The 18,445-nt window shown below is 38.0% G+C and carries 17 protein-coding genes; 11 read left to right on the top strand and 6 right to left on the bottom strand.

Annotated features, from left to right (window positions below):
• Window positions 1-284 precede the first annotated feature (284 nt).
• The 3 genes from GVV20_RS01760 to GVV20_RS01750 all read left to right on the top strand — a co-directional run bounded on the left by GVV20_RS01760 (window position 285) and on the right by GVV20_RS01750 (window position 8,150).
• Window positions 285-2,030 (top strand): RNA polymerase sigma factor, encoded by a 1,746-nt coding sequence (locus GVV20_RS01760; protein ID WP_159740128.1) that lies wholly within the window; start codon window positions 285-287, stop codon window positions 2,028-2,030.
• 20 nt (window positions 2,031-2,050) lie between these two features.
• Window positions 2,051-6,985: a Cna B-type domain-containing protein gene (locus GVV20_RS01755; RefSeq protein ID WP_159740129.1), complete on the top strand. Its 4,935-nt coding sequence runs from the start codon at window positions 2,051-2,053 to the stop codon at window positions 6,983-6,985.
• A 256-nt stretch (window positions 6,986-7,241) separates the two neighbouring features.
• Entirely contained in the window at window positions 7,242-8,150 is a 909-nt protein-coding gene (locus tag GVV20_RS01750) for a D-2-hydroxyacid dehydrogenase (RefSeq protein ID WP_159740130.1), read from the top strand.
• A gap of 24 nt (window positions 8,151-8,174) precedes the next feature.
• On the opposite strand, the gene GVV20_RS01745 is transcribed toward GVV20_RS01750, so the two are convergent.
• On the bottom strand, window positions 8,175-8,819 hold the full coding sequence (locus tag GVV20_RS01745) for a cyclic nucleotide-binding domain-containing protein (protein WP_159740131.1): 645 nt from the start codon (window positions 8,817-8,819) through the stop codon (window positions 8,175-8,177).
• Window positions 8,820-8,892: 73 nt separating this feature from the next.
• On the opposite strand from GVV20_RS01745, the gene GVV20_RS01740 reads away from it, so the two are divergent.
• From GVV20_RS01740 to GVV20_RS01725, 4 genes are all read left to right on the top strand, one after another.
• Window positions 8,893-9,516 carry a DUF6198 family protein gene (locus tag GVV20_RS01740; protein ID WP_159740132.1) on the top strand — a complete coding sequence of 208 codons (624 nt, stop codon included), beginning with the start codon at window positions 8,893-8,895 and terminating at the stop codon, window positions 9,514-9,516.
• Window positions 9,517-9,597: 81 nt separating this feature from the next.
• Window positions 9,598-10,146: a hypothetical protein gene (locus GVV20_RS01735; protein WP_159740133.1), complete on the top strand. Its 549-nt coding sequence runs from the start codon at window positions 9,598-9,600 to the stop codon at window positions 10,144-10,146.
• Complete coding sequence (locus GVV20_RS01730; protein ID WP_159740134.1) at window positions 10,124-10,999, top strand: GNAT family N-acetyltransferase; 876 nt, start codon at window positions 10,124-10,126, stop codon at window positions 10,997-10,999. The genes GVV20_RS01735 and GVV20_RS01730 overlap by 23 nt, the downstream gene beginning before the upstream one ends.
• Window positions 11,000-11,060: 61 nt before the next feature.
• A complete protein-coding gene (locus GVV20_RS01725) occupies window positions 11,061-11,459 on the top strand; it encodes a DUF1801 domain-containing protein (protein WP_159740135.1) in 399 nt (132 codons plus the stop codon).
• 21 nt (window positions 11,460-11,480) lie between these two features.
• Here the strand turns inward: GVV20_RS01725 and GVV20_RS01720 are convergent, their stop codons facing one another.
• The gene (locus GVV20_RS01720) at window positions 11,481-12,008 is read right to left on the bottom strand and encodes a chromate transporter (protein WP_159740136.1); all 528 of its coding nucleotides are present in this window, start codon (window positions 12,006-12,008) and stop codon (window positions 11,481-11,483) included.
• Entirely contained in the window at window positions 12,005-12,547 is a 543-nt protein-coding gene (locus GVV20_RS01715; RefSeq protein WP_159740137.1) for a chromate transporter, read from the bottom strand. The genes GVV20_RS01720 and GVV20_RS01715 overlap by 4 nt, the downstream gene beginning before the upstream one ends.
• Before the next feature lie 84 nt (window positions 12,548-12,631).
• On the opposite strand from GVV20_RS01715, the gene GVV20_RS01710 reads away from it, so the two are divergent.
• Both GVV20_RS01710 and GVV20_RS10665 read left to right on the top strand, forming a co-directional pair.
• On the top strand, window positions 12,632-13,495 hold the full coding sequence (locus tag GVV20_RS01710) for a LysR family transcriptional regulator (protein WP_159740138.1): 864 nt from the start codon (window positions 12,632-12,634) through the stop codon (window positions 13,493-13,495).
• Complete coding sequence (locus GVV20_RS10665; RefSeq protein ID WP_159740158.1) at window positions 13,458-13,742, top strand: DMT family transporter; 285 nt, start codon at window positions 13,458-13,460, stop codon at window positions 13,740-13,742. The genes GVV20_RS01710 and GVV20_RS10665 overlap by 38 nt, the downstream gene beginning before the upstream one ends.
• A 12-nt stretch (window positions 13,743-13,754) precedes the next feature.
• On the opposite strand, the gene GVV20_RS01705 is transcribed toward GVV20_RS10665, so the two are convergent.
• Complete coding sequence (locus tag GVV20_RS01705) at window positions 13,755-14,285, bottom strand: TetR/AcrR family transcriptional regulator (RefSeq protein WP_159740139.1); 531 nt, start codon at window positions 14,283-14,285, stop codon at window positions 13,755-13,757.
• An 86-nt stretch (window positions 14,286-14,371) separates the two neighbouring features.
• Here GVV20_RS01705 and GVV20_RS01700 point away from each other — a divergent pair, with 86 nt between their 5' ends.
• Both GVV20_RS01700 and GVV20_RS01695 read left to right on the top strand, forming a co-directional pair.
• Window positions 14,372-14,908 carry a dihydrofolate reductase family protein gene (locus GVV20_RS01700; RefSeq protein WP_159740140.1) on the top strand — a complete coding sequence of 179 codons (537 nt, stop codon included), beginning with the start codon at window positions 14,372-14,374 and terminating at the stop codon, window positions 14,906-14,908.
• Between the two features lie 114 nt (window positions 14,909-15,022).
• Window positions 15,023-15,418 (top strand): hypothetical protein, encoded by a 396-nt coding sequence (locus tag GVV20_RS01695; protein WP_159740141.1) that lies wholly within the window; start codon window positions 15,023-15,025, stop codon window positions 15,416-15,418.
• 11 nt (window positions 15,419-15,429) lie between these two features.
• Here GVV20_RS01695 and GVV20_RS01690 read toward each other — a convergent pair whose 3' ends face one another.
• Complete coding sequence (locus tag GVV20_RS01690; protein WP_159740142.1) at window positions 15,430-17,376, bottom strand: M28 family peptidase; 1,947 nt, start codon at window positions 17,374-17,376, stop codon at window positions 15,430-15,432.
• The gene (locus GVV20_RS01685; protein ID WP_159740143.1) at window positions 17,369-18,418 is read right to left on the bottom strand and encodes an ABC transporter substrate-binding protein; all 1,050 of its coding nucleotides are present in this window, start codon (window positions 18,416-18,418) and stop codon (window positions 17,369-17,371) included. Before GVV20_RS01685 ends, GVV20_RS01690 begins: the two co-directional genes overlap by 8 nt.
• Window positions 18,419-18,445: the final 27 nt, after the last annotated feature.

The following is an 18,445-nucleotide window of genomic DNA, read 5'->3' as shown; positions in this document are numbered from 1 at the left end:
GTATTACCTTTAAGGGGGGGGTATGCATGTTGATGGTCTTTTGATTTAGGTAAATTTAAAGAATTGAGTAAAACATAAAATAATTAAGTCTTTTTTGAATCTCATTCGTCTATTTAATGAGGGGTGATAAGATTTGAGTGAATTTGATATGACTCTAAAGAACCTATTTGTAAGTGACTCCAACAGCTATGAGGTTAGCAATTTAAAAAAAGCTGTGCTTTGGTTGATGATTTATCAGCAATATCAGTCCTATAGATTACAAATATGTGGAAGAGGGTCTAGAAATGAAACGTAACAACAATACTACCGGAAACGATTGGCCATATACCGAATCGGGAATGCATGACTTTGAGAGTCTTTACAATCAAACAATTCGTTCAGTTTATTATATTATTCGCAGGCTGATTAAAAATCAGCATACAGTTGAGGATCTTGTTCAGGATTCCTATCTGAAAGCATTCAAAAAAATTGATAGCTTAGAAGTCTATACGATTGCTAATTTCGCCGCATGGATTAATCAAATTGCTTTGAATAATGCGAAAGATTTCTTGAAAAAAAATAAGCCTGTACTGTTTTCGGATATGACGCGTGAAGAAGATGTTGATTTTGAGGTGGAAGATACAGATACCTTTACGCAACCTGATGAAAATGCGAATCAAGAAGAAATATCGGAAATTATCCAGAATATAATGGATAGCCTACCTGAAGACCAACGCTTATGCACGTTTTTATTTTACTATGAAGATATGACAATTCGTGAAATTTCAGCATATTTGGAGTTAAGCGAAAGTACGATAAAAAGCAGGCTAAAGTACGCGAAAGATAAAATTCGCAAGAAAATCACAGAGCATGAAAAAAATGGCGTAACATTCTTTAGTATTGCACCTATTGGGCTGTTTGTGTATGCGATAAAAATGATGCAACCACAAGCGACGGTGCCGCCATATACGATTGTTGTAAGTGAAGGTGTGACTAGTGGTCGTTCCACGAAATCGCAAAAACCAAGCCATGTTGCAAAGGTCATCGCGACCGTGGGTGTGGTGACAACGATTGTGGCATTTGCCATTATAAATCAACCCCAATCGCCGGTTATACCTGTAGTAGAAAACAAGGCTAATTTTGATCCCTTTGCGTATTTGCGCATTAGTTTCGAAGGCGAAACAACATTAGGAACAGCCTCATTACAACTCGTTGATGCACCTGAATCATTGACAACTGCATCGTATTCCATCTCTAAATCGTCTGGGTTAGCGAATGGAGATGTTATCAAGGTTCGATTTGGACATGACTTTTTTGAATCCAACTATGCAATAACAACACTCGAAAAAAACTATACGGTAACTGGTTTGGAAGAGCCGGCCGTGATCAATCCATTTGATGATATTCACTTCATTACTTCGGGGGAAGATGGAAGTGGTTCCATAGAAGCCCTATGGAATACAGAAAGTGCATGGTATGCATCACATTTGGATGGCATTAGTATCGTATATTCGAAGTCGGAAGCACTTGCAAACGGTGACCAAATCGACGTGTTGCTAACTAACTTGCCCAAATCAGAATCAAACTATAACCAAACAACGACAACCATAACAATACAAGGACTTACACCCCAAACAAGTCAAAAACCAACCGCAATCCCACAACCTCCAGAGCCTAGACCAGACTTTGACCCATATATCTATGTCAAAAATGAGATGACACAAAGTATTGCTGATCGTAACATTCCATCACTATTAGCGATGTTTAGTAAAGACTATTATGGGAATACATTGCATCCTGATGCATGGACCTCATATACCCGTCTTGGTCAGTCAATTAGTGTTGGAAAGCGTAATAATCAATATATTGGATACGCCGAAATGTATCTGCAAAACCGCAACGGTGATTGGATACAATTAAGTATTGTATCGTCTTTCAATGAAGATTTTAATGGGAAATATTCCCTATATGCAGCAAGTTTGGATTCAACCCATAAACTGGAAGCATTTAAAGCATTACATTTCGGAGATGTCACTATTTTAACGAATTAATTATAAATGAAGGTAAGAAAATGAAATTAAAAACATTCAATAAAGCAGTCAAAAAAGGATTTATTTTTATTGCATTAGTCGCTTCCCTTGTAATTACATCAATAACGATTAATGCACAAACACACACTCCCAATTTACGAAATATTCAAAATCTATTAGAAGAACAGAACGTGAATGCATTACAATCCGTCTCACTGTCATTTTTAACTGAGGCGAATGAAACGCGTTCTGATTATATTCCAGAAGGTCGTTTAAAATTTTCGCTTCAATGGCAAGTCCCACATGAATTGCGTGAACACCTTGTACAGGGAGATTACATCGAAGTACCACTTCCTAAAACAATCAAAGATGTTGTGCTTATAGAAGGCAAAACAGCAACAATCGAAAACGATGGGATTCAGATCAACTTGGATGATGCACGTGAGGGTACTGTCACCTTCACGGCGAAACTGAACAACGAGGAAAACAATGCTGTCGTAAATGTAGAATTTATGAATACATTGGAATCTCTAGAAACATTTACAATTACAATTCCTACAGAAGAAGTCCTAACAGACGATATCTTGAAGGAAGAACCGATAGTTTCTTCGATTGCAAAAGAGGGGATTAGAACACCAAAATCGATGGAAGTTGTCGAGCAACCACAACCAATAGTATCTGTTGATGATACCAAAGCAAACATCGCTGTATCAAGGTTTGATATTTACACCTTGCCGTCCGATGCAAAGTTCTTATCCGGTGAGGAAGTCCTCTTTTACACGGGTTTATCGTTAACTGAAGATAGTGGAACGCTTACTGATGCGATTTTGGAAGTTAAGATACCTAAAGAACATTTGGTCAATGGTACGTTTGTTGCCTCAGATATTGCGTCTCAGGTATCCAAAGAGGTCATTGATGCTGGTGATCATTACAAAGTTATTTATAAACTCGCTGCATTAGCTTCAGGAACAAGTTTGGATATTCCGATGAAATTTGTTACTCATAATGGTGAAACACCGAATGGTTTCCCGGTAGCAATTGAAGCAACTTTAAAACAACAAAAAGATGAATCAGTCCTTGCACAAACAACAAAAGATGTCATCATCAATACAGTTCAACCCCGTTTAGATAAAATGATCTATGCAGGTTCATGGACAAGTTCTGAAAATCGTGTAGTGAATGGAGGCACGATTCATCCCGACGACGAAACACGTCTAACCGATGATTTAAGCCAACTTAACAATGTTCAATTTACATATACCTTGAATGCAACAAATACAACATCGGCACCAGGGTCTCGCATCTATGATACGTTTGTCTTTGAAGACGTCTTACCAAAAGGGGCTATTTTTGTACCAGAAGATAACCCAGGTTGGACCTATGATGCAGCAACCCGTACGGCGCGTAAGACGTATACAAATTCAGACGGGATTCGTCTTTATTACCAGAACTTCTCAAGTAGTGCGACACTTAATCTGAAATTCCCGAATGTCCCAGTCAATGAAACTTTGACCAATACCGCGACAGTAACTGCAACGCCAAAAGACCGTCCAGAGTATGAGGCTCAATTTAAAGGTACAGATACCATTGATTTTAAACTTGAGGCATCCAAACCGGTACCCGAACCTACATCATTTTCCTTTGGAAAAACAATTTCACCGTGGAGTTTCTTAGATTATCAAAAAGATCGCGATAGAACCCACGAATGGCGCTTATCCATTGGCAACTCGGCAACATCTGCACATCCAAATTTAAATCTAAACGCGTTCGAGATTGTTGATAGTGGCCTTGACGCACGTCTCAAGTATACATATGTAACAATTAATGCTCAGACAACAGTCGTTGGAACACTGGATATTATCGCGACGTTACAAGATGGTACTCAGGAAATCATTGCAACGAATGTTGATCCTAAGGTAAAACATTCGTATCCCTTGAAAGCTGAAACAGTAGCAGTTACGGTAAAATCAGTTGATAAAACGTATCTAGCGCCTGGAAAGACTTTAAATGTTCTTATCGGTTCAGAATTGCGTGATAAAACTGTACCCGTTGTGAGTGAATCATCAACGACAAGTCGCTTAAGTAATGATGCGGGGTTCAAAGCTACCTATTCAAACGGCTTAAGCTTAACCGGAAAACGTTCTGATTATATTCAGTATTCACGCGTAAATCCGACCGTATCTTTACGAAAAGATGTCGTTAATAAAAAGTTAAATTATTTCATTAATGACCATGTTGCATTCCAACTCAATGTTGATATTTCCAATCTCGTTGGTGATATGGCATTTGTGGATTCAAATATTCTGGTTGATATCATTCCAGATGGAACATCGTATGTACCAGGTAGTGCATCTCTTGTTAAATCATCAGTTATTGAATCTATGATGACGACAGGAAGTTTTGAACCCGAAGTTGTTCCAAATTTTAAAGGTACCGGACATACCGCCCTTGTTTGGAAGCTTGAGGGGATGACTTATACAGGAACAAATACAAATGGCGCACAAACAGGGGTACTATCGATTCAGTATGAAACGAAAATTACCGAACTCACCAATCCGGGAACGAATATCAATACTGCGATTCTTGCATGGAAAAACAACAACGTGGTTAAGCCAGGTTCGCGTGCCGTTTCTGATGAGTACGATTTGAATGAAAACAGTGCGACTAACGATCTAATCACCTCAGCTGTTACACAGTTTAATTATGTACCACCTCGAGAATTGATGATTCGAAAAGCGGTAAAAGGGTCTTTAGATTCTAACTATATCTTACCGCCAAGTACTGGATTGAGTGAAATTGGCACGGAAATGAGTTATCAATTCTCTTTATACAATAACTCTGTAACTGACATTAGCAATCTTAATATTCTTGACTTATTGCCCAAAGTTGGCGATGAAACGGTAAGTACCGACATGTCATTAGAGTCTCCGAGTCGGATTGCGCGAAATTCCACATTTAAATTGAATCTATCTGGACCGATTCAGGTTCCTCATGATTTACTTGTGTTTTATACAACAGACGAAGTGACTACGGATGTTAAGACATTCTACATAAATGCAAATTGGACTCAGGCACCGACAAACTATGACGAAGTGTCGGCATTTAAAATAGTTCTAAAACCTGGTGCCGTGCTTCGAAGTGGTCAAGAAATTCAGTTCGATGTTTCCTTCAAAGTTCCGATGGATACACAGTTAGATACGCGAGATAAAGCAGCAAATACTTTCGGCGTAGCAACAACATCTAATCTTGATTTCTTTGAATCTAATCACTCAACAGTCGATATTGTAAAGTACAACGTCTCTGGCCACGTATTCGATGATTTTAACGAAGATGGCTTATTTGATAAGGCAACTGACACGACTTTTGAAGCCTATTCAGTGCGACTTGTGGATAAAGATGGCAATGATGTTTATGATCTGTCGGGGAATCCCTATGAAGTAAAAACGGATATAAATGGATTTTATAGTATGGATGTATACCGACAAGGACAGTATCGGATTAAAGTCATCACACCCGAAGGTTATACGCTGACCCGTCAGATGCCAGATGAAAATGGGTCGCATATTGAGCCAAAGGGTAGTGCTACAACCAGTGACTTTGGATTAGATCGTTTGAATCCTACAGCTATTCGAAATGCTGGTTACTTCAAAGAAACGGTTGATGTAACGATTCATAAAGTCTTACATGATGCGGACGGCGTACGTCTAAATAAAGATCGAAGCTTCACATTTAATGTAAGCTTTGATGAGACTGACGATAATATTGATAACTACAAACGATATCAAGGTATGGTTCAAGTTTATGAAGAAGACATGACCTTTGTTAAGTCACTCATGGTTCAGGATGGTATTATTAACATTCCAGCGAACCGTAAAATTGTCGTCAAGGGACTTCCTAAGAATGCACGAATTAAAGCATCTGAGATTGTTTCTGATTTGTATAACGTTGAAGGGGGAACTATTGACGCCGTATTATCGTCAACGTCCATAACCTTTACAGTTATAAATACCGTAAGAGTTAATAAAATGGATTATTCAATGAATAAAGTTTGGGTCAATGGACCTGAGGTTAAACCAGAGATAGTTGTGCAACTCTTCCAAAATGATCAGGCATATGGCAATCCTGTAGTTCTTGAAAATGGGGAAACAACCTATCGATGGACAGATTTAGATACCAATGATAAAGATGGCAATTCATTTGAGTATCGTGTTGATGAAATTACAGTTCCTAATCATTATGAAAAACACGTTGATGGCACAACCATCACAAACACATACATTCCAGCAATGACAGATTTTACTGTTCGTAAAGTGTGGGTTGATGGACCAGAATTAAAGCCAACGATTTCAATGCAACTGTATCAAAACGGATTACCATATCTAGATGCGGTTAATTTGGAATCGGGCCAAGAATCCTATACGTGGAAACAACTTCCAGTAACAGATTTGATGGGAAAACCCTTTACGTATACTGTTGATGAAATCAATGTTCCTTCCGGATATAGTAAACATGTTGATGGAACAACGATTACCAATACCTTCACACCCGGAAAACTTGCGATGCAAATTCAAAAAGTGTGGGTAGGTGGGCCAACTGCGCATCCTACGATTACCGTTCAATTGTATCGTAACGGTGTTGCTTATCAAGAACCGCGATCTTTGCTTAACGGTGAAACGTCCGTGCTATGGTGTGATCTTGATGCAGTCGATTCGTCAGGAAACGCATATATCTATACCGTTGATGAAATCAATGTTCCTGAAGGATACGTTAAGTCTTTAAATGGAAATGTGATTACAAACACATATGTAGAAGATGAACCACCAATAGTTAAAGGTGTCGATAAAGATCCAAAATCTAAAGATTCGTCATTACCAAATACTGGAATGGGGAATTCGATGTTACTATTTGGCTTTGCAAGTATAATCATAGGACTCTTTACAACAATTCGTTCGCTGTATCGAAAACGTCACAATTAAGTAAAAAGGCTACCGCAGTTATTCTGTCGGTAGCTTTTTATTTATGCACAATGAGTATGCTTGTTCTATGGTCCGGCGCAAAAGGGTTGTTGTCTCTTGAATTCACGTACCACGAATATCAAAGCAATAAATCTCTATTTTGTATAAAAATTATTTACAAGAAAAGCTTATAAAGAAAAACTATTGTGCGTCGTGTGCGTCAATTGACCATAAATGCTATGATAGGTACAAGGATTAAAAAATGAAGGAGAAAAAAATGAAAGTTGCCATAACAGAAATGCTAGAATTGGACGCAGTCAGTACTAAGACAATTGAAAAATTAGGATTTGAAATTATCCGCTATCCCTTAGAAACAGTTTATGATGGCAATGCAGATGTCATTGTGGGTATGCATTTGCCGAAAGAAACGATCCCTCATGATTTGAAATTTGCGCAGTTGCTTTCAGCTGGGTATGACCACATCAATATTGAGTTATATAAAGAAGCAGGCATTCCAATCGCTAATGGTCGTGGCATGTATAGTATCCCAATTGCCGAATATTGCTTAGCGTACATACTTAACCATTATAAAAGTATTCCTGGCTACTTGAAACAGCAAGCCGAGCATAAATGGGCGCGGTTAAACCAAAATAAAGCACTCGACACCGCAAAAGTCTTGATTCTTGGAACCGGAAGTATTGCTCAAGAAACAGCAAAACGATTGAATGCTTTTAATGCTCAAGTTGACGGAGTTAATTCAAACGGTCGTTCAATCGAATATTTTTCTCAATGCTTTGCTTTGGAGGCACTGGATAGCCATTTACCTAATTATGATATTGTGATTTGTACACTACCCAGCAACGATGCCACGTATCATATCATGGATTCAAATCAGTTTGGACTCATGAAGAATGATGCAATTTTTATAAATATCGGTCGTGGTGCTTGTGTTAATTTGGAAGGACTCATGACAGTGCTTGATACGAATTTAGCTGGTGTAGTCTTGGATGTTTTTGAAACAGAACCACTCGATGCCAATCATCCACTTTGGAATCATCCTAAAGCAACGATAACACCTCATGCCTCATTTGAAACGAGCAAAATCAATGACTACCGATTGGATATTGTGATGCATAACTTAAAACGCTTCGCAGAGCAAACGCCGCTGATGAACCGTATTATTTAAAAGAGATGAATTTCATCTCTTTTTTTAATATTGTATATCCAAAGCATATGCTTCGAGTCGTCTTCGATCCGTGATATTGTAGGAAGTACCAATTTTTGAAAGTAACTTAAGTTCTCTGAGTTGCTTAAAGGTATGCATCAAGTGCCGGTAACTTGTGCTTAGATACTCTGCAATTTCCGTTGCACTCTCATGATAGATGCCATCGTTCTCAGCGAAAAGAATAAATGCAGCTAGTCGATTGATCATAGGGTAGTTGAGTGCATGTGTAAGACGAAAGGTACGATCTGTTAGTTTTTGTGCAAGGTATACGTTGAGTGCACGTGTAAATGCGAGGTTTAAGAGTAATTGTTCGTGTTTATCACGTGGGACTACAATACAGGTACAGTTAGACTGTGCGATAACTTCTTTGGATTGTTCTTCAACACCAAGTAAGCTAAGTTCACCTAAGATATCACCGACTTGCGCGAAATGAATGATGGACCGCGTTCCATTTTCATGGTATAGGTAAATCTTGACGGTTCCTTCAATGAGAAAAAATAAAGGTGTCTCAGCTTGTCCAAAGGGAATAATCTGGTCGCCAGGTACGTAAGATTGCGTGAAGCGATGCGTTATATTAATGGAATCTTCCATGATGTGTAATAAATCGTTATGAATGGGTGTCGCTTTCATAGTAGCCTCCTAATGTGAGATATCTCCTATAATTATCCTGTGTTGCATGATAAATTTCAAGTGGGAGGTTATTATGAATCAAACAATGAAATTATTGCTTTCTTTAGGCTTTTATATGCTAGCGGGATTTGGAATTAGTATCACGATCTTTGCAGGTATTGGTGTTAGTAGTTTTAATGCGTTAAATCTAAGTCTTGCAACTGTGTTGGAAGTTGGCGTTGGAACCGTGACGATGGTACTAAATATTTTCTTCTTATGCATGTATGCGATGTTAACGCATTTTAAGTTACGAAAGAAGTATTTGATGCAATTTCTCGCAGCGATTGCATTTGGAAGTATTATCAATATTTTTACTTATCACATTTTTAATAAAATTGTGATAACACACTATTTGATTAAAATCACAGTCTTTTGTGCGGGTGTGACGATATCGGGCGTAAGTACAGGTATGATTCTATATTTGGATATTTTAACTTTTCCGATAGAATCGGTTTGTACCGTGCTTTCATCACGATTAGAATTACCATTTCATAAACTACGTTATAGCTTTGATATTCTTTGTGTAATTGGATCTATAGTGATGTCAAAGTACTTCCGCAATCCCATGAATGTTCGAGAAGGAACGTTGATTAGTTTGTTTCTTCTGACATTGTGGATGCACGCTACAGTTGCATGGATGCGTAAAAAATATACCTAAGTATGCAAGTAGGTATTATTATTCTTTACAAGATACTTCTCTTGAGATACTATAGTCTCATGTGAGACAAAGAGGTATCATATGACAAATCAAGAAAAAGTATTCAAAGCTGCGATTCCGTACCTGGTTATGAATCCAACAGCGAGCATCGAAGCAATCGCTGCGTCAGCATCAATAAGTAAAGCCACATTTCATCGCACATTTGAGAGTCGAGATGTTTTCTTTAACCAGATGGCAGATTATGCTATCGAAACCCTCAAATATGCACTTGATCAGAATACATTTTCGGCATTAGAATCAAGAGTCTTACACGCCGTAGAAATTCTTGTGGCGCATGGTGATAAAGTGAGCTTTCTATACAACTTCTCACACGAACACAATTTTGATACACTCAATCAAAAACTACGACACGAACTCGCATTATATTATAAAGATATTGAACAGGCGTATGACCAAGGTGTCTTAAATCAAGAGGTTCCTTTAGTAATGCTTGAAGATGCGATTCATGCACTTGTTTCCAATGCTTGGGTTCAAGTTCATATGCAAAATGTTACCTATAAACAGGCATTCAGTGCCATCAAAGCAATAATGTATGGAGGAATTGTTCATGAAACAGATCACAATAAATGATACGGATTACTTGTTTAGAATCGGTGTGCGTGATGATATTGATATTCGAAAAAGTTACAATCAACTTGTAAATGGGATATTTGAATTTGATTTTGAGTTTTGGCATGAGGCAGGATATTGGACAGATGCGAATGTACCGTATGTCCTGATTCATAATAATCAAGTGGTGGCGAATGTCTCTGTAAATCACATTACGTTTGAGCGTGGCGGAGTGCTTTTTGAAACGGTGCAACTCGGTACGGTCTGTACGCATCCCAAGCATCGGAATCAAGGCCTCATTCGGTTTCTTATGAATCAGATATTCGAAGCATACAATTCCGACACGACATCTTTTTATCTGTATGCCAACGAGAATGTGATGGACTTCTATCAACAGTTCGGTTTCAACTTTGTTCCGGAGAATCAATACCGTATGAAGACAGAACCATGTATTTCTACCTTTTCGCAAATAAATAAAAAGACACTGCTTCAGTCATTACAGGATCTCAGATTATTATCTGAAGGCAATCCTTACACAGCAATTGCAATGAAGGACAACCTAGGACTTCTCATGTTTTATCTTCTCGGTCCATTTCAAGACTATCTTTATTATAGTTCGTCTTATAATGTGCTGGCAGTTTATGACGATGTCTCGGGAATACTATTTGATGTGTTTGGTAAGACAAAGGTATCGTTAGATACGGTTGCATCGGAATTAAGTAATGCGCAATCCCTTGTATTAGGGTTTATGCCTTACGCTAGCTTGAATGTATCCAAAAAATCTGTAAATTATGATGAAACCGCATTATTTGTACGAAACCAAAATCCAATTTTTGATGGTGATTCGTGTGTGCCATATTTATCGCATGCATAGATGAAATTAAGGCATACTTTTAATAAACGTATCCCAATCCATAAACGTAAAGGAGATTAACATGAATCCGTTCACAACATCTGAAATCGAAAATGTCTATGCAAACTACGATCAACAATCGTATGCCATGTTACAAGAAATCCGCACACGAATTTATGAGTTGGCGGCGATGAATGATCAAGTAGGATCAATTGAAGAATCATTAAAGTGGGGCCAACCTTCGTATGCGACGGTAAAACCTAAATCAGGGACACCGATTCGTCTTGATGTTTTTGATGAACAGCATATTGCCATATTTGTAAGTTGCCAATCAAATTTAATTGCGCGTTTACGGGAAATTTATGGTTATGACCTAGAGTTTTCAAAAAATCGTGCAATCGTTCTTGCGAAAGATAAACCGCTCAACTTTACCGTGTTAGACGACTGTCTGATGCGTGCGTTGACATATCACAATACTTAAAGGGATTAAGCGGTCCCTTTTTTATAAGAACAATCCATAAAGAATACCAATTCCTGCAGTGCAAGCCATACAATATAAAATAGGTTTTTTACGATACAAACGCAAGTACGCGTTTAAAATAAGTATGATTGTAATCAACATCGGTTGCTCATCACTGGTATAGGCATTATTGACAAGCGAAAGTGCGACGGATAATATCATTGCAATCGCAGCAATTTTTGTATAATGAAGAAAGGTGTTGAACAATGGCATCGAAAGTAATTTATCCTCATAAGTAAATAAGAGATAAGAAAATACAAATGATGACATACAAACAGCGATTGTCGCTATAATAGCACCAAGAATCCCGAATGTAATAAAACCAACATAGGTTGCCGAGTTGACGGCAATTGGTCCAGGAGCTAATAGGTCCAATGCGTTTAAATCTGCAAATTGTGTAGCGCTAATTCCAAGATGGAGTGAGTTCTCATAGATGAGCGAAAGCATTGCATACCCGCCTCCAAATCCAAGAAAACCTATTTTTAAGAAAGTTAGAAAAAGTTGGATCATTGGAAGTTTCTCCATACTAGAACACAAAGACTTAGCAGGAAACATCCAAGAATAATCCAAGGAATTGATACATTTAGAAAAGTCACTAATATGAATACAAATACAATCATGAAATAGGATTGAGCGTTGCGTGTTATAATGTGCGGAACCATTGACACTCCGGCTTCTAGAATGTAAATGCCGGCAGTGGCGCGAATAGCGATAAATAAATATTGAATGATACCGGTTTGCGGAATCATTTGGTAAAGCATCGTCAGAAGAATCATGATAACAAGGACTGGAAGAATAGCGCCAAGTGCGGCAATGTAGCGACCGCTTCGACCATTTATTTTTTCGCCAAGTAGACAAGCCGTTGTGACAGCCGTTACGCCTGGTATCGATTGCGATATTGCAATATAGTGATAAAAATCATCACTGGATAAATAGTGGTGTTGCTTTACAAGTTTGTCATCCAGTAGGGGAACCATGGCAAGTCCGCCTGAGAATGTTAATGTGCTTGCAAGTGTAAATAGCTTAAATAGTTCAAAATTTTTATTCATTCTTTCACCTCGTATCTAAGTGTACCAAGCATAGTGTATAATGAATAGTAATGATATATTATAATATACATAAGGAGTGCTTATATGAATATTGATCGAATTAACATGTTTTTAGCGGTGTGTATTCACGGAAGTATTTCACGTGCTGCAGAGGCGTTATACATCAGCCAACCGGCTGTAAGCCAGGGTATCAAGGAATTGGAACTGGAACTGAATGTTAAGCTATTTCAACGCACTGGCCGGACTATTACACCGACTCAAGAAGCTTTACTGTTTTATCCGTATGCACAAGCCTTAATCCAAGCAAATGAGCGTGCATCATCAGTTTTTAAAACGGATGTATCACTACCTGTACTTCGTGTTGGATGCACGGTTACAATTGCTACTTACATGCTTCCGGAAATCATCACACATTTTGAAACCTTACATCATATCCAACTTCAGATTACGGTTAATAATGTTGCAACTATTAAGGAAAGCGTTGTTAACAATAACTTAGACGTTGCACTAATGGAAGGTGTTCCGGATAATGATACGTTATCGTATTCCCGTGTTGGTACACTTGATTTGGTGTATGTTGCAAGCCCAAGTTATCTACAAAATCATAAGGGTCGGTATCACTTATTGACACGTGAGATTGGAAGCTCCTATCGGAAGTATATGGATCGTATTATTTATGATGACAAGATAGAATCTATCATTTCTTGGACTGCTAATAATAATGAAACATTGCTTCATGCTGCCATTGGCGGACATGGCGTCGCTGTGCTTCCAAGAATTGCTGTTGTGGATTACATTAAAAAGGGGATATTAGATATTGTGGTGTTTCATTATGCAACCTTCACAGAGGAAATTGGAATTATTAATAATGCATTTCGAACTCATGAGATGATTATCAAGTCTTTTGTAGATAACGTTAGGGGCTTTATTAAACAAGAACGTAAATAGGTTATACCCTATTGTTACGAAAGAATTACAACAATCGTATGCTTCACATATTCTAATCCTACCGATTTTAGTACCGACATTATCTTCGGTTGTTGCACGAGTTGGGAAAATTGTTATGGCCATGATATTGGATCATTTTGCTCTTATAGGGATGGAGCAAAAACCAATACAAATACAGAAAGTGGTAGCAGTCTTGGCAATAGTTCTCGGGATTGTACTTCTAAAATTACAAAAGAGTCGCTTTTGATAAGCGACTCTTTTATAATTTTATGATTGTTTTGGTGACTAAAGGATTCCAGACTAATTCTTGAAATTTCGCATCGAGTTGGAGGTTGGTTAAAGGTAGAAGCTGGGATTGATTCCATAAATCTAAAAAATCGATGTTAGCAACGATATACGGTGCATAAAAATCGGGATCATTCAACATAATCGTATTGTAGTGTTGTTCGAGTTTTTTTAACATGATCCGTTTAACATTTCTTAAAAACTCAAGATCATTGTTCTGCTTCTGAATAAGGATTTGAGCATCAGAATTGTTATAAAATAACTGAGCTGTGGCAAAGGGAGTACTTAAAGTTGCTGGTGTGAGCGTTCGAAAATAATCATCCCATAATTGCATGATTCCAAATTCAAACAGTTCAAATTTCGAATCAAAGTGACGATAAAATGTTGAACGATGATATCCTGTCGCAGTACAAATATCATGTACTGTAATATCGTGAAATCGTCTTGAAGGGCTTTCTGTCATCAGTTTTAAACTTGTATCCCATATTATCTGTTTTGTATTCATTGACCCTCCATGAGACATTTTCAGAAAATGTCTCTTTTTGTTACTACTATTTTACTATACACTTTAAGAGGAAGAGAGGTATTCTCATGAAAAGAACCGTTATTTTATTTATCTCAATGAGTTTGGATGGCTATATAGCTGATATTACAGGTGGTATTGATTGGCTTGCCGTACCAATGGAAGCTGAAGATAATACCTATGATACATTTTATAAAAACGTAGATACAGTCTTGTTGGGATTCAAAACATATCATCAAATCGTGACAGAGCTTGCTGTGGATGGCTTTCCGTACAAAGATGCACAGACATTTGTATTTACACGTCGAAATCTAACAAGCACTGAGCCAAACATTAAGATTATCAACGATGATGTTGTTTCTCAAGTGCAAGCCCTCAAACAAGTGGAGGGCAAAGATATTTGGATCGTTGGAGGTGCATCTTTAGTACGACCTTTGATTGATGCAAACCTGATTGATGAATACCAGATTGCAATCATACCCAAACTAATTGGTGATGGTATTCCGTTATTCAGTAAGAGCAAACATCAGCAAAATCTAAAAGTAGTGAGTACGAGTGTTATCAATGACATAGTTTATCTCAGATATCACAAAGTTGATCAATAGAAAACTAGTGAGTCGATATTTATCTTCATTTTACGCTGGGTATTGAGGGTTTGGTGCCTGCGAGCTTTTAAAGTCACTTATAATAAGTCTATAAACAGTGAAAGGGAGTAGAGAATGCATAATAAGTTCAAAATAGGATTATTGAGTATTTTTGTGTTATTGATTATTTCTGGTTGTGTTTCAAAGAGTCGTTATGAGTCGATGCAACAAACTGTTCTAACGCTTGAAGAGGAGGTTAGAGCGCTCACTGAAGCAAATGATAAACTTAGTGCTTATAATAATACGGTGAATTTAGCGAAAGAAGATGCGGTACTAATGTACCTTGATCATTACGAAGGAACATTCTCAGAAAATGACTATTATTTATTTCAAATGTTTCAAGGCGGGATGTATCTTTTGAATGCTAATCCAGAGACAGTAAATTTTATAGAGCACCAAATGTATAAAGTATCTTTTGATGCAAATTTAATAATCCAAAATGTCGCGCTTGCATCGGGCTTTAATGAATAAAAACCATCCTATCAGGATGGTTTTTTAGTAATTAAATCAAGGCATGTTTGTATTTGGTCAGAAAATAAATAAAGATTTGCCATTACTTCATTTAAAACCGTATCATACCGTGACCGCTCTGATTCAACCGCTTGCTCTATTATTTCGAAGTCATGAGAATCTATGAAATCAAACAAGTCGCAATGTGTTGGTTTAAATGCAGTACCCCACATCATATTTGCGGTATCTGATAAAACATTTTGGGTATGATAATGGTACGTTTCGCTGCTCCAATGAACGGCGTATTTATTATTGTCGACAAGACTCACGTATTCCATAGATCGTTTTGGATCATACAACATATGTTCTAGTACACGAACGTTTGTTTGATTCTGTTCGAAAGGGAATAATACATCGTCTTCCCACGATAATCGTAGAAACTGTGTTGCTGCAAAACGGAAGATTTTTCTTACCTGTTGCATAAGTGTTTCGTGTTCCCCAATATCGCTAACATTTGTTAGTAGCGTGTATAAGGCGTTTGATTGATTGCTGATTGTGATTACCAGCTCCTTAAAAGCATTGATATCAATATACTCGCTTGCCATTTCAAGATCGAGGGCCTGTTTCAATGCTTGAATTCTTTCACTAAAGTCCAACGGCAACACGGCGAGATCATCATACTGTAACATTAGAAGTCCGTAGACATAATGATGGTATAAAAAGGCACCTTCATGATAGGTATCGACGGTATCAAATTGTGTATGGTAATGTGATGCAGCAAATTTTGGTTTTAGAGCAGAAACGGTCGAAGGGATTCCAAATATCTCAAATGAAAAATCATCGGACCATGTTTCGATTGGATTGAGTACTTTGATGCCGTTTGGATAGACGTCAGACGCTTGTGGTAAAGTGAGTGTGAATCCGCTTAGGTACCGTTTGAGTTCGTAGCTTGCGCGAATCCAATCCGTGCCATCTTCGAGCATTGCAGGGAGTTCAAAGTTAATGTTTGCGAAAATCAAATCCGCCCACTCTGGTGTTAATGCACGCATCTGTGTATATGACCCTGTTAACCAGTCATATCGTGTATCAGTTGCACCCCATTCTTCGGCACTTAATGCCCCAAACATGAGTGTTTTTTTAGGCTTGATTCCTGATGAACATAGTGCTTTTGCAATTCCCATCATTAAACCAACTGCAACAGAGTTATCTTGAAATCCTTCGAAATAGGCATCGTAATGAGCACTCATAAGAATAATCTCATCACTTTCGCCTGGAATGCATCCGAATACGTTATAAGCAGTTCCATTCGGATCTAAAAGACTCGATACATCAAGCGTTAAAGTAGGCTTTACCTTCAAGGCTTGGCGTAAAATTCGCGCATCATGTCGGGACATAGATAGCGCTACAGCGCCATGTGGAATAGAGGTATTCTGTGCATTGAGTGTGTGATCGCTTATTTCACCATAACCGCCGTCCTGCACGGCAATGATTCCCAAGGCTCCACGATAAAATGCTTCAGTAGCGGGGTAGTTAATCCACCAATCCTCACGTTGATTAATATCAATAAGAATCCACTTTCCAGAAATGTCGGAAGGGAAATCATGACTATCAGATCGACCAACATCAATTATTTCAATAGTTTGTGGTCCTTGGGTATCGATATGGGAAGGGTAGGCACTGAGTGTAAACGTCAAATCTTGTGATTCTGTCCGACAACGAAGGCTTGCATGTTTAAACGTCCATGATGTGACAGGATAACTGTACCGATTAATTTTTTGTAGTCCTATTTTAGCCATTTCAAGTTCTAAAAAATCGGCAGCTTCATGTTCAGCGAATGATCCAACCGTACGAAAACCTAGGGTTTCGTTTGTTCGAAACGTCCCTAGCTTTTGCGCAAGTTCGTAACCATAATCCACATCAACATGTTTCATGAATTGTGATGAATTGTGTGAGTATCGATTCGTAAATGTATTATCCATTAGATTTTACTTTAACCCAGTAATCCGCCATGGTAACGCGTGTTACGTCATCAAAACGGTAATTCTCATCGAGGTTATAATTTTGACGTGTCTCGTATGAATCAATACCGTTAAACGCGCCATCTACACCCGTAACAATATCAATAACATCTTGTCGAGCACTGGTATACCCAATTTCTTCTGTAATGCGTTGTTGACTCTCTTTACTTAAGATAAAGTTAATCCATTCATGAGCAAGGTCGACATTTTTTGCGTTTTTAGTAATAACCATAGCGTCCATCCATGAGTTCGTTCCTTGGGTTGGTACGTAGAAGGCCATATTTTCATTTTCAGATAGAACATAAGTCGCATCTCCTGAATACATGGTACCTATTGGTTTAACGCCGGATACCATGCTATCAATCATTTCATCACGAATATAGACTGGGCGTGTTTTTTGGTTCATATCTTTGAGCCAGTCAAAAGCCTCTTGTAATTCCGACTCGCTCGTTGTGTTCATTGAATAACCAAGGGCTTTAAGTGCAACCATGAATGCGTCTCGTTCTGAATCCAAAAAGAAAATCTGGTCTTTGTAGTTTTCGTTTTTGAAAATATTCCAACCTTGTTGCTCTAAATCTGTGATTGAAACTTTAGTTTTGTCATAGACAATACCTACATTTCCCCAGAAGTAACCTGCAGTGTATTCAGCGGTTGGGTCCATTGCACGACCCTTCAAACTATCAAGTGTTGCGGTGTAATTTGGAATTTTTGAGTAGTCTAGTTTTTGAAGGCGGTCTTCAACGCGTAGTCGTTCAATCATATAATCGGTAGGGTAGAGAACATCATAGGAGTCTTCACTTGCAACTTTGATGTACATTGCTTCGTTTGAATCGAACTTGTCATAAATGACTTTCGCATCGAATTCTTTTTCAAATTCAGTAATGAGCGACTCATCAATGTAAGATCCCCAGTTATAGACACGGAGTTCTTGTTTGGTAGTATTTTTGTTTGCGCAACCTGCAAGGACAAGTAGTGCGATGAATACGATAGTTAATTTTTTCATACTGTCTCCTTAATTAGTATTGTTTTG

The organism is Erysipelothrix aquatica (genome assembly GCF_009828775.2).
Classification (GTDB): Bacteria; Bacillota_I; Bacilli_A; order Erysipelotrichales; family Erysipelotrichaceae; genus Erysipelothrix; species Erysipelothrix aquatica.
This window is presented reverse-complemented; position numbering and strand designations above follow the sequence as displayed.

Excerpts from the sequence above, each read along its gene's own strand:
- GVV20_RS01730 (WP_159740134.1), top strand. The coding sequence starts at position 10,124 with ATGAAACAGATCACAATAAATGATACGGATTACTTGTTTAGAATCGGT.
- GVV20_RS01705 (WP_159740139.1), bottom strand. The coding sequence starts at position 14,285 with ATGAATACAAAACAGATAATATGGGATACAAGTTTAAAACTGATGACA.
- GVV20_RS01710 (WP_159740138.1), top strand. The coding sequence starts at position 12,632 with ATGAATATTGATCGAATTAACATGTTTTTAGCGGTGTGTATTCACGGA.
- GVV20_RS01685 (WP_159740143.1), bottom strand. The coding sequence starts at position 18,418 with ATGAAAAAATTAACTATCGTATTCATCGCACTACTTGTCCTTGCAGGT.
- GVV20_RS01720 (WP_159740136.1), bottom strand. The coding sequence starts at position 12,008 with ATGATCCAACTTTTTCTAACTTTCTTAAAAATAGGTTTTCTTGGATTT.
- GVV20_RS01760 (WP_159740128.1), top strand. The coding sequence starts at position 285 with ATGAAACGTAACAACAATACTACCGGAAACGATTGGCCATATACCGAA.
- GVV20_RS01700 (WP_159740140.1), top strand. The coding sequence starts at position 14,372 with ATGAAAAGAACCGTTATTTTATTTATCTCAATGAGTTTGGATGGCTAT.
- GVV20_RS01735 (WP_159740133.1), top strand. The coding sequence starts at position 9,598 with ATGACAAATCAAGAAAAAGTATTCAAAGCTGCGATTCCGTACCTGGTT.
- GVV20_RS01695 (WP_159740141.1), top strand. The coding sequence starts at position 15,023 with ATGCATAATAAGTTCAAAATAGGATTATTGAGTATTTTTGTGTTATTG.
- GVV20_RS01690 (WP_159740142.1), bottom strand. The coding sequence starts at position 17,376 with ATGGATAATACATTTACGAATCGATACTCACACAATTCATCACAATTC.
- GVV20_RS01740 (WP_159740132.1), top strand. The coding sequence starts at position 8,893 with ATGAATCAAACAATGAAATTATTGCTTTCTTTAGGCTTTTATATGCTA.
- GVV20_RS01715 (WP_159740137.1), bottom strand. The coding sequence starts at position 12,547 with ATGAATAAAAATTTTGAACTATTTAAGCTATTTACACTTGCAAGCACA.
- GVV20_RS01725 (WP_159740135.1), top strand. The coding sequence starts at position 11,061 with ATGAATCCGTTCACAACATCTGAAATCGAAAATGTCTATGCAAACTAC.
- GVV20_RS01755 (WP_159740129.1), top strand. The coding sequence starts at position 2,051 with ATGAAATTAAAAACATTCAATAAAGCAGTCAAAAAAGGATTTATTTTT.
- GVV20_RS01745 (WP_159740131.1), bottom strand. The coding sequence starts at position 8,819 with ATGAAAGCGACACCCATTCATAACGATTTATTACACATCATGGAAGAT.
- GVV20_RS01750 (WP_159740130.1), top strand. The coding sequence starts at position 7,242 with ATGAAAGTTGCCATAACAGAAATGCTAGAATTGGACGCAGTCAGTACT.